Source organism: Egibacteraceae bacterium (assembly GCA_035540635.1).
GTDB lineage: Bacteria > Actinomycetota > Nitriliruptoria > Euzebyales > Egibacteraceae > DATLGH01.
In genome coordinates this window covers 78,265-89,255 of sequence record DATLGH010000033.1, presented here as the reverse complement: position 1 = coordinate 89,255, position 10,991 = coordinate 78,265, and the positions used below count along the sequence as shown (strand labels likewise).

The following is a 10,991-nucleotide window of genomic DNA, read 5'->3' as shown; positions in this document are numbered from 1 at the left end:
GCCCCGCCCCTCCAGCCAGTAGTGCCGCTTGTAGTCGGAAACCCTTAACCCCTCCGACCGCCCCGACGGCCAGCCCTCGCACCTGGGCCAGTGGTGCCGCTGGTCGGCGAAAAACCTGCAAGCCCTGCACCCCCCGCAGGCAGGTGCGGGCTTGCAGGCGTGAGGGGCGGTTGACAGTGGATGGGGGGCGACGTAGGCTGGCCGTTCCTGGATGACGCCCGGGCGAGTTTGGGTGTGCTTTCCTGGTTCTTTCGTGTACGTCCCCGCTGCATGCCCCCCGCCTGAGGCACAACCGGAGAACCCCTTCCGGTGCAGCCCGCCGGCCCAAGCCGCGCGGTTGTCGCCGCACTGACCCAGCGGAACGCAGCGGGAAACACTCCGAGCCGATCACCGCCGAATTGCTGCGCCGCCGTACTATTCCAGAACGCCCGGCCCCGTGGGTCGGACCGAACGCACTGAGGACACCGCATGCCGACCATCCAGCAACTGGTTCGCAAGGGCCGCCAGGACAAGGCGGAGAAGGCGAAGACGCCCGCGCTCAAGGGGTCTCCGCAGCGTCGTGGCGTCTGCACGCGCGTCTACACGACCACCCCGAAGAAGCCGAACTCCGCGCTGCGCAAGGTCTGCCGTGTGCGTCTGACCACGGGCATCGAGGTCACCGCCTACATCCCCGGCGAGGGCCACAACCTCCAGGAGCACTCCATCGTGCTCGTGCGCGGCGGCCGTGTGAAGGACCTCCCCGGTGTGCGCTACAAGGTCGTCCGGGCGGCGCTTGACGCCTCCGGCGTGCGCGACCGCAAGCAGGCGCGCTCCAAGTACGGCGCGAAGAAGGAGGGGTAGGTACATGCCGCGGAAAGGACCCGCTCCGAAGCGCAAGCTGGACGCCGACCCCAAGCACGACAGCACGCTCGTCACCCAGCTGATCAACAAGATCATGCTGGACGGCAAGCGCTCCACGGCGGAGCGCATCGTCTACGACGCCTTCGAGATCATGCGCGAGCGCACGGGCGCAGACCCGGTCCAGACCTTCAAGAAGGGCCTCGACAACGTCAAGCCGGCGCTCGAGGTCAAGTCGCGACGGGTCGGCGGCGCGACCTACCAGGTGCCAATCGAGGTCCGCCAGGGCCGGGGTACCACGCTCGCGCTGCGCTGGCTCACGCAGTACTCCCGGGCGCGGCGGGAGCACACGATCTCCGAGCGGCTGGCCAACGAGCTCCTCGACGCGAGCAACAACACCGGTGCCACCGTCAAGCGCCGGGAAGACACCCACAAGATGGCGGAGGCCAACAAAGCCTTCGCCCACTACCGCTGGTAGGAGTCATGGTCAAGCGAGACGTACCCCTGCACCTGACCCGCAACATCGGGATCATGGCGCACATCGACGCCGGCAAGACGACCACGACCGAGCGGATCCTCTACTACACCGGACGGTCCTACAAGATGGGCGAGGTGCACGAGGGTGCCGCCGTGATGGACTGGATGGACCAGGAGCAGGAGCGGGGCATCACCATCACGTCGGCCGCCACCACCTGTGAGTGGGACGGCCACCGGATCAACATCATCGACACCCCCGGCCACGTCGACTTCACCGTCGAGGTGGAGCGCAGCCTGCGCATCCTCGACGGCGCCGTCGCCGTGTTCGACGCCGTGTCCGGCGTCGAGCCGCAGTCCGAGACGGTGTGGCGCCAGGCCGACAAGTACGAGGTGCCCCGGATCTGCTTCATCAACAAGATGGACCGCACCGGCGCGGACTTCTACGGGTCGTTCGACTCCATCCGCGAGCGTCTGGGCGCCACCCCTGTGGCCCTGCAGCTGCCGGTCGGCGCGGAGAGCGACTTCGTGGGCGTGGTCGACCTCGTCGAGATGAAGGCCCGCGTGTGGGAGGGCTCCGGCGACGACTACGGCACCACCTGGAAAGACGTGGAGATCCCCGCCGACCTCGTCGACCGGGCCAACGAGTTCCGGGCCGCGCTGATCGAGGGGATCGCCGACACCGACGAGGGGTTGCTCGAGAAGTTCGTCGGCGAGGAGGAGGTCGGCCGCGAGGAGCTCATGGAGGCCATCCGGCGCGCGACCATCGCCAACACGATCACCCCGGTGCTGTGCGGCACCGCGTTCAAGAACAAAGGTGTGCAGCTGTTGCTCGACGCGGTCGTGAGCTATCTGCCCAGCCCGGAGGATGTGCCCCCGGTCGAGGGCGTGGACGTGCGCTCCGGCGAGCCGATCGAGCGCAAGCCGAACGAGGACGAGCCCTTCAGCGCCCTCGCCTTCAAGATCATGAGCGATCCTTACGTCGGCAAGCTCACCTACTTCCGGGTGTACTCCGGCAAGGTCGAACAGGGCGAGCAGGTCGTGAACTCGACCAAGGACAAGAAGGAGCGCTTCGGGCGCCTCCTGCAGATGCACGCCAACCACCGGGAGGACCGGGACGCGGCGTTCACCGGTGACATCGTCGCCGCGGTGGGGCTCAAGCACACGAGCACGGGCGACACCCTGTGCGACCCGGACCACCCGGTGCTGCTCGAGACGATGGACTTCCCCGAGCCCGTCATCCACATCGCCATCGAACCGAAGACCAAGGCCGACCAGCAAAAGCTCGGCACGAGCCTGCAGAAGCTCTCCGAGGAGGACCCGACCTTCCGCGTCCACACCGACGACGAGACCGGGCAGACCATCATCGGCGGCATGGGCGAGCTGCACCTCGAGGTGCTCGTCACCCGCCTGCTGCGCGAGTTCAAGGTGGACGCGAACGTCGGCAAGCCGCAGGTCGCCTACCGCGAGACCATCAAGCGACCCGTGCACGACCACCTGCTGCGGTTCAAGCGGCAGACCGGTGGGTCGGGACAGTTCGCCGAGGTCGAGATCACCCTGGAGCCGACCGGTGCCTTCGCCGAGGAGGCCCGGCAGGTTCTCGACGAGCGCGGGGAGCCGACCGGCCAGATCGGTGGCTACGAGTTCAGCGACGAGATCAAGGGCGGGGCCATCCCACGGGAGTTCATCTCGTCGGTGGACGCCGGCATACGCGACGCGATGGAAGGCGGCGTCCTCGCCGGCTACCCCCTCGTCGACGTCAAGGCCAAGCTGACCGACGGGGCCTACCACGATGTCGACTCCTCGGAGATGTCGTTCAAGATCGCCGGGTCCATGGCGCTCAAGGAAGCTGCCCGCAGGGCCGGGGTCGTGCTGCTCGAGCCGATCATGGACGTGGAGGTCGTGACGCCCGAGGAGTACATGGGCGACGTCATCGGCGACCTGTCGGGCCGTCGGGGTCGCATCGGCCACATGAACGCCCGCGGCAACTCGCAGGTCATCACCGCGACGGTGCCGCTGTCGGAGATGTTCGGCTACGCAACCGACCTGCGGTCCAAGACGCAGGGACGCGCCAACTACACGATGCAGTTCAGCGGTTACGAGGAGGTCCCGGCCTCCCTCGCCCAAGAGATCGTCGCGAAGGTACGAGGAGAGTAGACATGGCGAAGGCAAAGTTCGAGCGGACGAAGCCGCATCTGAACATCGGCACGATCGGCCATATCGATCATGGCAAGACGACGTTGACGGCGGCGATCACCAATGTGCTGCACAAGCACAACCCGGATGTGGCGTTCACGCCGTTCGACCAGATCGACAAGGCGCCGGAGGAGCGTGAGCGGGGGATCACGATCTCGGTGTCGCATGTGGAGTATGAGACGGAGAACCGTCATTACGCGCATGTGGACTGTCCGGGTCACGCCGACTACGTGAAGAACATGATCACGGGTGCGGCGCAGATGGACGGGGCGATCTTGGTGGTGTCGGCGGCGGACGGGCCGATGCCTCAGACGCGTGAGCATGTGCTGCTGGCGCGTCAGGTGGGGGTGCCCTCGATCGTGGTGTTCTTGAACAAGGCCGACATGGTCGACGACGAGGAGCTGTTGGAGCTGGTGGAGCTTGAGGTGCGTGAGCTGCTTTCCTCCTATGAGTTCCCCGGTGATGACATCCCGGTGATCAAGGGCAGCGCGTTGCGGGCGCTTGAGGGCGACGAGACCTGGGAGCAGAACATCCTGGAGCTGATGGCGGCGGTGGATGAGCACATCCCCGAGCCCGAGCGTGAGATCGACAAGCCGTTCTTGATGCCGGTGGAGGACGTGTTCTCGATCACGGGTCGGGGCACGGTGGTGACCGGTCGGGTGGAGCAGGGGGTCGTCAAGACGGGTGAGACGGTGGAGATCGTGGGCATCCGTGACACGACGTCCACGACGGTGACCGGTGTGGAGATGTTCCGCAAGCTGCTGGACGAGGGCAGGGCGGGGGACAACATCGGGGTGCTGCTGCGGGGCACGAAGAAGGACGACGTGGAGCGCGGTCAGGTGCTGTGCAAGCCGGGCACGATCACCCCCCACACCCAGTTCGAGGCGCAGGTGTACATCTTGAGCAAGGACGAGGGCGGGCGGCACACGCCGTTCTTCGACAACTATCGTCCGCAGTTCTACTTCCGCACCACCGACGTGACCGGGACGGTGGACCTGCCCGAGGGCACCGAGATGGTCATGCCCGGGGACAACACCGAGATGACCGTGGAGCTGATCGCCCCGATCGCCATGGAAGAGGGCCTGCGCTTCGCCATCCGCGAGGGTGGGCGCACCGTCGGCGCCGGCCGCGTCACCAAGATCATCAAGTAGGCTGGCATGGCGGACAACAAGATCAGGATCAGGCTCAAGGCCTACGATCACGAGATCATCGACCAGTCGGCGCGCAAGATCGTCGACACGGTCGAGCGCACGGGGGCTCGGATCACCGGTCCCGTGCCGCTCCCGACGGAGCGCAACGTCTACTGCGTGATCCGCTCGCCCCACAAGTACAAGGACTCGCGCGAGCACTTCGAGATGCGCACGCACAAGCGGCTCATCGACATCCACGACCCGACACAGAAGACGGTGGACTCGCTGATGCGCCTGGACCTGCCGGCCGGTGTCGACATCGAGATCAAGCTGTAGTTGTCCATGGAGGCCGGGCCACCGTGGTTCCGGCTCCCGGGTACGGCCTCTTAGGATCGCCTCCACCACGGTGGCCCGACCCGTGACCTGACCCCTCTGCGGTGGGCACCGGGCCGGTAGGGACAGGCGCCTCACGACAGATGGAGAGAAGGGCATGTCAGTCAGAGGGATTCTCGGGGAGAAGCTCGGGATGACGCAGATCTTCGATCACGAAGGTCTCGTCGTGCCGGTCACCGTCGTGCGCGCCGGCCCGTGTCCCGTGACGCAGGTCCGTACCGCCGAGCGCGACGGCTACGCCGCGGTGCAGCTCGGCTTCGGTGCGCGCAAGCGGGCGAACAAGCCGCTCGCCGGGCACTTCGCGAAGGCGGGGGTTGCGCCGACCCGCCACCTCGTGGAGTTCGAGCTCGAGGGCGAGCACCAGCCGGGCGACACGCTCACCGTCGGGCAGTTCAGCGTCGGTGAGCTCGTCGACGCGACGGGGACGAGCAAGGGCAAGGGCTTCGCCGGCGTCATGAAGCGTCACGGCTTCGCCGGGCTCGGCGGCGGCCACGGCGTGCACAAGGTCCACCGCGCGCCGGGCGCCATCGGCGCCTGCGCCACGCCGGCCCGGGTCTTCCCCGGCACGCGGATGGCGGGCCGCCTTGGTGGCGAGCGGGTCACCGTGCAGCGCCTCGAGCTCGTCGGCGTGGACACCGAGCGCAACCTCCTGCTCATCAAGGGGGCCGTCCCGGGCCCGAGCGGCGCGCTCGTCATCGTCCGCGACACCGCCAAGCCGCGCACCGCGGCCGCGGCAGGGAGTGCCTGATGTCCAGCGAATCGCCAGGCGACCACCTCACCGTCGACCTCTACACGCCCTCCGGGGAGACCGACGGCACCGTCGACCTCGACCCCGAGCTTTTCGGCGCCGAGGTGCACACCGCCGCGATGCACCAGGTGGTGACGGCACAGCTCGCCGCCGCCCGCAGCGGCACGTCGAAGACGAAGACCCGCGGGGAGGTGCGCGGCGGCGGGCGCAAGCCGTGGCGCCAGAAGGGCACCGGACGGGCGCGGCAAGGCTCCATCCGGGCGCCGCAGTGGACCGGCGGGGGGATCGCGCACGGGCCCACGGGCGAGCAGAACCACACGAAGCGCGTGTCGAAGAAGCTCAAGCGGCTCGCCCTGCGCTCGGCGCTGTCGGACCGTGCGCGCGAGCGGGCCGTCCGCGTGGTCGCCGGGTTGTCCTTCGACGCCCCGCGCACGAAGGACGCCGTCGCCTTCCTGCGGGCGCTCGACCTCGCCGACCGCAAGGTCCTGCTCGTGCTCGCCAGCCGCGACGAGCTCGTCGGGAAGAGCTTCCGCAACCTCTCCGGCGTCCATCTCCTGACCGTCGACCAGCTCAACACCTACGACGTGCTCTGCAGCGACGTCGTGGTGTTCCAGCGCGAGGCCCTCGACTACGTCGGAACCGGCCGTCGGGCCGACCTCGTGGAGGTGACCGCATAGTGGAGAGTCACAGGGACGTCATCATCGCCCCGGTGGTGAGCGAGAAGAGCTACGCGCTGCTCGACGAGGGCCGGTACACCTTCCTCGTCCACCCCAAGTCGAACAAGACCGAGATCAAGCAGGCGGTCGAGGCGGTCTTCGGCGTGAAGGTCGCGAGCGTGAACACGATGAACCGGGCCGGGAAGAAGAAGCGCTTCGGCCTCAAGTACGGCAAGCGCAAGGACACCAAGCGCGCGATCGTGACCCTCGCCGAAGGCGAGTCGATCGACATCTTCGAAGCAGGCCTCTAGGCCATCTGCTGAAGGCGGTAGGACCCACGATGCCCGTTCGCAAGTACAAGCCCACCAGCCCGGCACGCCGGGACATGAGCGTGTCCGACTACTCGACGCTGTCGGGCAACAAGCCGCTCAAGCCGCTCGTGAAGCCCAACCCGAAGAAGGCCGGGCGCAACAGCGACGGTCGGATCACGACCCGCCACCAGGGCGGCGGGCACAAGCGGCGCTACCGGGAGATCGACTTCCGCAGGACCAAGGACGGCGTCCCCGCGAAGGTCGCCTCGATCGAGTACGACCCGAACCGGTCGGGGCACATCGCCTTGCTCCACTACGTGGACGGCGAGAAGCGCTACATCCTGGCACCGGACTCGCTCGAGGTCGGCGACGTGGTCGAGTCGGGCGAGAAGGCCGACATCAAGCCGGGCAACGCCCTGCCGCTGCGCAACATCCCCGTCGGCACGATCGTGCACGCGGTGGAGATGCGCCCCGGCGGCGGCGCGAAGCTCGGCCGGTCCGCCGGCAACCGCGTCCAGCTCCTGGCCAAGGAAGGCGACCGGGCGGCGCTTCGCCTGCCGTCCGGCGAGGTGCGCATGGTGCTCGCCACCTGCCGGGCGACGGTCGGTTCCGTCGGCAACGCCGAGCACGAGCTCGTGCGTGACGGCAAGGCGGGGCGCTCGCGGTGGCGCGGCAAGCGACCGAGTGTGCGGGGTGTCGTCATGAACCCCGTCGACCACCCGCTCGGCGGCGGGGAGGGGCGGTCCTCGGGCGGGCGCCATCCGACGAACCCGCAGGGCAAGCCGGAGATCCGCACCCGCAAGAAGAACAAGCAGTCGAACCGTGACATCATCCGCCGGCGCGGCAAGCGTCGCCGGTAAGGGAGACAAAGCATGCCGCGCAGCCTGAAGAAGGGTCCCTTCGTCGACGGCCACCTCGCGAAGAAGATCGAGGAGCTGAACGCGAGGGGCGAGAAGCGGGTGATCAGAACCTGGTCGCGTCGCTCGGACATCTCTCCCGACATGGTCGGCCACACCATCGCGGTGCACGACGGCCGCAAGCACGTGCCCGTCTACATCTCCGAGTCCATGGTGGGTCACAAGCTCGGGGAGTTCGCGCCCACGCGCGCCATCAAGTGGCGGGGTGCCGGCGAGAAGCAGCAGATGCGCGTGAAGCGCGGGCGGTAGGGCGATGGCCGACAACGACAACCCCGCGGTGCAGGTGCGAGCGGTCTCGCGCTACGCGCGCGTCGCGCCGAACAAGGCACGGCAGGTGATCGCCCACATCCGGGGGCGCCCGGTCGAGGACGCCCGCCGCCTGCTCGAGCTGTCCCCGAAGGGCATCTCGGGCCAGATCCTGAAAACCCTGAACTCCGCGGTCGCCAACGCCGAGCACAACAACGGCCTCGACCCGGACGACCTCGTCGTGTCCCAGGCCGTCGTCGACGAGGGCCCCACCCTCAAGCGGTTCCAGCCGCGGGCCATGGGACGCGCCTACCAGATCCGCAAGCGCACGAGCCACATCACGATCACGGTCGGTGCCCGGCCTGCGAAGCCGGCATCGCGGCCCGCCTCGCGTTCGCGGGCGTCGGCGGCCACGAAGGACGAGGAGTAGCAGCGTGGGGCAGAAGATCCACCCGTACGGGTTCCGGCTCGGCGTCATCGCCGACCACAAGTCGCGATGGTTCGCCGACAAGGAGTACGCCGGCTACGTCATCGAGGACGATCGCATCCGCAAGTACATCCGTGAGCGGGTGCGACATGCGGGCATCTCCCGCATCGACATCGAGCGCACCCGTGAGCGGGTCACGGTCGACGTGTACACCGCCCGGCCCGGCATCGTCATCGGGCGTCGCGGCACGGAGGCGGACGCCATCCGCGCCGAGCTCGAGAAGATGACCGGCAAGCAGGTCAAGCTCAACATCTCCGAGATCAAGAACCCCGAGCTCGACGCCCAGGTGACCGCTCACAACGTGGCGGAGCAGCTTCGTGGCCGGGTGAGCTTCCGGCGCGCGATGCGCCGGGCGACCCAGAACGCCATGAAGGCCGGCGCGCAGGGGATCCGCGTGCAGTGCTCCGGCCGCCTCGGCGGTGCGGAGATGAGCCGCACCGAGTGGTACCGCGAGGGCCGCGTGCCGCTCCACACCCTCCGCGCGAAGATCGACTACGGGCTCGACGAGGCGCGGACGACCTACGGGCGCATCGGCGTCAAGGTGTGGATCTACACCGGCGAGCAGCTGCCCTCCTCGGAGCAGCGCGAGCAGCTGCGCGCCCGGCAGCAGGCCCGTCGGCCGGCGACGCGGCAGGCACCCGCCGCAACGGCCGCGCAGGCCCCTGCCGGCGTGACCGCCGGCATGGGGGACGCGGCCGACCACCAGGCCAAGGAGGCGGCGCCGACCGCCCCCCCTTCCGGACAGCCGGCGAACGTCGCCCCGGCGAACGTGCCGGCCGAGGCGCCCGCGCCGCTCGACACCGGAGCCGAGCGGGGGCCCGTGCACAGCCCGCACACCGCGGAGGGCGCCGAGACGCCCCCGGCGGACGACACCGAACCGCAGACGCGAGACGCGGGGGAGGCGCCGGATGACGGCGCGCCGCCGCAGGACAGGACCGAGGGGGAATAGGGATGCTGTCCCCGAAGAGAGTCGCGCACCGCAAGCAGCACCGCGGGCGCATGCGAGGCCTCGCCAAGGGCGGCACGGAGGTGTCGTTCGGTGACTACGGGCTGCAGGCGCTGACCGCGGGCTGGATCACGAACCGGCAGATCGAGTCGGCGCGTGTCGCCATGACCCGCTACATCAAGCGTGGCGGCAAGGTGTGGATCAACATCTTCCCACACAAGTCCTTCACGAAGAAGCCGGCCGAGACCCGCATGGGCTCGGGCAAGGGGTCCCCGGAGGGATGGGTCGCCGTCGTGAAACCCGGACGGGTCATGTTCGAGCTGTCGGGTGTCACCGAGGACGTCGCGCGCGAGGCGATGCGGCTCGCCGCCCACAAGCTGCCCGTCAAGTGCCGCTTCGTCACCCGGGAAGGTGAGTAGTGTGGATGCATCCCAGCTGCGTGAGCTGAGCGACGCCGAGTTGGTCGAGAAGCTCGGTGAGCACAAGGAAGAGCTGTTCAACCTCCGCTTCCGCATGGCCACGGGTCAGCTCGACAACTTCCGGCGACTGAAGGAAGTCCGGCACGACATCGCCCGCGTGCTGACCGTGCAGCGCGAGCGCGAGCTCGCTTCCGAGGCCACCCAGGCGGAGGTGTCGCCGTGAGCACCGCCGAGGCCCGCTCGCAGGAGCGCAACGACCGCAAGACGCGCCAAGGCGTCGTCGTGAGCGACAAGATGGACAAGACCGTCGTCGTCCGGGTGGACCGCCGCACGACCCACCCGCTGTACCGCAAGACGGTCATCCGGTCGACCCGCCTGCACGCCCACGACGAGACGAACGACGTGCGCGTCGGTGACCGGGTCCGCATCGTCGAGACCCGGCCGCTGTCGAAGACGAAGCGCTGGCGAGTGGTCGACGTCATCGAGCGGGCGAAGTGAGCCCTGCGGCGAGGGAAGAGAGCGAAGGATGATCCAGCAGGAATCACGGCTGAAGGTGGCCGACAACACGGGCGCCCGCGAGGTGCTGTGCATCCGCGTGCTCGGCGGCTCCGGCCGGCGCTACGCCGGAGTCGGCGACATCATCGTCGGCACGGTGAAGAACGCCATCCCGGCGTCGAACGTGAAGAAGGGCGAGGTGGTGAAGGCGGTGGTCGTGCGGGCCCGCAAGGAGCGCCGGCGCCCCGACGGCACCTACATCCGCTTCGACGACAACGCCTGCGTCCTCATCAACGACCAGCGCAACCCCAGGGGGACCCGCATCTTCGGGCCCGTCGGGCGCGAGCTGCGCGACAAGCGGTTCATGAAGATCGTGTCGCTCGCGCCGGAGGTCATCTAGCCATGGAACGGGTGAGGAAGAACGACACCGTCCGGGTGATCTCCGGCAAGGACCGCGGCACGAAGCAGCGGCCGAAGGAGGGCCGGGTCATCCGGGTCTACCCGAAGTCGGAGCGGGTCCTCGTCGAGGGTGTCAACCGGGCCACGAAGCACGCCCCGGTGCGCACCGGTCGCCGCGGGGCCCAGGAGGGCGGCATCACCCACGAGGAGATGCCCATCCACGTGTCGAACGTCATGCCGGTCTGCCCCTCGTGCACCACCCCGACCCGCGTCGGGACCCGCGAGGTCGACGGCCAGCGCACGCGTTTCTGCCGCAAGTGCGACTCGGAGTTCTAGC

16 protein-coding genes and 1 pseudogene are annotated in these 10,991 nt (G+C 68.6%); all 17 read left to right on the top strand.

The features are described from left to right. The first annotated feature begins 468 nt into the window (after positions 1-468). The 17 genes and pseudogenes from rpsL to rplX all read left to right on the top strand — a co-directional run bounded on the left by rpsL (position 469) and on the right by rplX (position 10,990). A complete protein-coding gene (gene rpsL, locus VM324_06130) occupies positions 469-840 on the top strand; it encodes a 30S ribosomal protein S12 (GenBank protein HVL98848.1) in 372 nt (123 codons plus the stop codon). Positions 841-844: 4 nt separating this feature from the next. Continuing rightward, complete coding sequence (rpsG, locus tag VM324_06125; protein ID HVL98847.1) at positions 845-1,315, top strand: 30S ribosomal protein S7; 471 nt, start codon at positions 845-847, stop codon at positions 1,313-1,315. A gap of 5 nt (positions 1,316-1,320) precedes the next feature. Then, positions 1,321-3,468, top strand: a complete 2,148-nt coding sequence (gene fusA, locus VM324_06120; GenBank protein HVL98846.1) for an elongation factor G — start codon at positions 1,321-1,323, stop codon at positions 3,466-3,468. A gap of 2 nt (positions 3,469-3,470) precedes the next feature. Next, a complete protein-coding gene (gene tuf / locus VM324_06115) occupies positions 3,471-4,658 on the top strand; it encodes an elongation factor Tu (protein HVL98845.1) in 1,188 nt (395 codons plus the stop codon). Positions 4,659-4,664: 6 nt separating this feature from the next. Next, complete coding sequence (gene rpsJ / locus VM324_06110) at positions 4,665-4,973, top strand: 30S ribosomal protein S10 (protein ID HVL98844.1); 309 nt, start codon at positions 4,665-4,667, stop codon at positions 4,971-4,973. 154 nt (positions 4,974-5,127) lie between these two features. Further along, positions 5,128-5,778 carry a 50S ribosomal protein L3 gene (rplC, locus tag VM324_06105; GenBank protein HVL98843.1) on the top strand — a complete coding sequence of 217 codons (651 nt, stop codon included), beginning with the start codon at positions 5,128-5,130 and terminating at the stop codon, positions 5,776-5,778. Next, entirely contained in the window at positions 5,778-6,455 is a 678-nt protein-coding gene (rplD, locus tag VM324_06100; GenBank protein ID HVL98842.1) for a 50S ribosomal protein L4, read from the top strand. Before rplC ends, rplD begins: the two co-directional genes overlap by 1 nt. Continuing rightward, the gene (gene rplW / locus VM324_06095) at positions 6,455-6,745 is read left to right on the top strand and encodes a 50S ribosomal protein L23 (protein ID HVL98841.1); all 291 of its coding nucleotides are present in this window, start codon (positions 6,455-6,457) and stop codon (positions 6,743-6,745) included. The genes rplD and rplW overlap by 1 nt, the downstream gene beginning before the upstream one ends. 29 nt (positions 6,746-6,774) lie before the next feature. Further along, positions 6,775-7,605, top strand: coding sequence for a 50S ribosomal protein L2 (gene rplB, locus VM324_06090; protein HVL98840.1), 831 nt, complete (start codon positions 6,775-6,777; stop codon positions 7,603-7,605). A 12-nt stretch (positions 7,606-7,617) separates the two neighbouring features. Further along, positions 7,618-7,911 carry a 30S ribosomal protein S19 gene (rpsS, locus tag VM324_06085; protein HVL98839.1) on the top strand — a complete coding sequence of 98 codons (294 nt, stop codon included), beginning with the start codon at positions 7,618-7,620 and terminating at the stop codon, positions 7,909-7,911. A gap of 28 nt (positions 7,912-7,939) precedes the next feature. Then, entirely contained in the window at positions 7,940-8,338 is a 399-nt protein-coding gene (rplV, locus tag VM324_06080) for a 50S ribosomal protein L22 (protein ID HVL98838.1), read from the top strand. Positions 8,339-8,342: 4 nt separating this feature from the next. After that, positions 8,343-8,975: pseudogene (gene rpsC, locus VM324_06075) on the top strand (30S ribosomal protein S3). A 371-nt stretch (positions 8,976-9,346) separates the two neighbouring features. Further along, positions 9,347-9,760: a 50S ribosomal protein L16 gene (rplP, locus tag VM324_06070; protein ID HVL98837.1), complete on the top strand. Its 414-nt coding sequence runs from the start codon at positions 9,347-9,349 to the stop codon at positions 9,758-9,760. A gap of 1 nt (position 9,761) precedes the next feature. After that, positions 9,762-9,983: a 50S ribosomal protein L29 gene (gene rpmC, locus VM324_06065; GenBank protein HVL98836.1), complete on the top strand. Its 222-nt coding sequence runs from the start codon at positions 9,762-9,764 to the stop codon at positions 9,981-9,983. Next, entirely contained in the window at positions 9,980-10,258 is a 279-nt protein-coding gene (gene rpsQ, locus VM324_06060) for a 30S ribosomal protein S17 (GenBank protein HVL98835.1), read from the top strand. Before rpmC ends, rpsQ begins: the two co-directional genes overlap by 4 nt. A 28-nt stretch (positions 10,259-10,286) precedes the next feature. Continuing rightward, on the top strand, positions 10,287-10,655 hold the full coding sequence (rplN, locus tag VM324_06055) for a 50S ribosomal protein L14 (protein HVL98834.1): 369 nt from the start codon (positions 10,287-10,289) through the stop codon (positions 10,653-10,655). 11 nt (positions 10,656-10,666) lie between these two features. Further along, positions 10,667-10,990, top strand: a complete 324-nt coding sequence (rplX, locus tag VM324_06050) for a 50S ribosomal protein L24 (GenBank protein HVL98833.1) — start codon at positions 10,667-10,669, stop codon at positions 10,988-10,990. The last annotated feature ends 1 nt before the right edge of the window (position 10,991 follow it).

What these genes read in the sequence shown, in the direction of transcription:
- rplP (HVL98837.1), top strand. Translation starts at nt 9,347, where the DNA reads ATGCTGTCCCCGAAGAGAGTCGCGCACCGCAAGCAGCACCGCGGGCGC.
- rplN (HVL98834.1), top strand. Translation starts at nt 10,287, where the DNA reads ATGATCCAGCAGGAATCACGGCTGAAGGTGGCCGACAACACGGGCGCC.
- fusA (HVL98846.1), top strand. Translation starts at nt 1,321, where the DNA reads ATGGTCAAGCGAGACGTACCCCTGCACCTGACCCGCAACATCGGGATC.
- rpsJ (HVL98844.1), top strand. Translation starts at nt 4,665, where the DNA reads ATGGCGGACAACAAGATCAGGATCAGGCTCAAGGCCTACGATCACGAG.
- rplB (HVL98840.1), top strand. Translation starts at nt 6,775, where the DNA reads ATGCCCGTTCGCAAGTACAAGCCCACCAGCCCGGCACGCCGGGACATG.
- rplC (HVL98843.1), top strand. Translation starts at nt 5,128, where the DNA reads ATGTCAGTCAGAGGGATTCTCGGGGAGAAGCTCGGGATGACGCAGATC.
- rpsS (HVL98839.1), top strand. Translation starts at nt 7,618, where the DNA reads ATGCCGCGCAGCCTGAAGAAGGGTCCCTTCGTCGACGGCCACCTCGCG.
- rpsG (HVL98847.1), top strand. Translation starts at nt 845, where the DNA reads ATGCCGCGGAAAGGACCCGCTCCGAAGCGCAAGCTGGACGCCGACCCC.
- rpsL (HVL98848.1), top strand. Translation starts at nt 469, where the DNA reads ATGCCGACCATCCAGCAACTGGTTCGCAAGGGCCGCCAGGACAAGGCG.
- rplD (HVL98842.1), top strand. Translation starts at nt 5,778, where the DNA reads ATGTCCAGCGAATCGCCAGGCGACCACCTCACCGTCGACCTCTACACG.
- tuf (HVL98845.1), top strand. Translation starts at nt 3,471, where the DNA reads ATGGCGAAGGCAAAGTTCGAGCGGACGAAGCCGCATCTGAACATCGGC.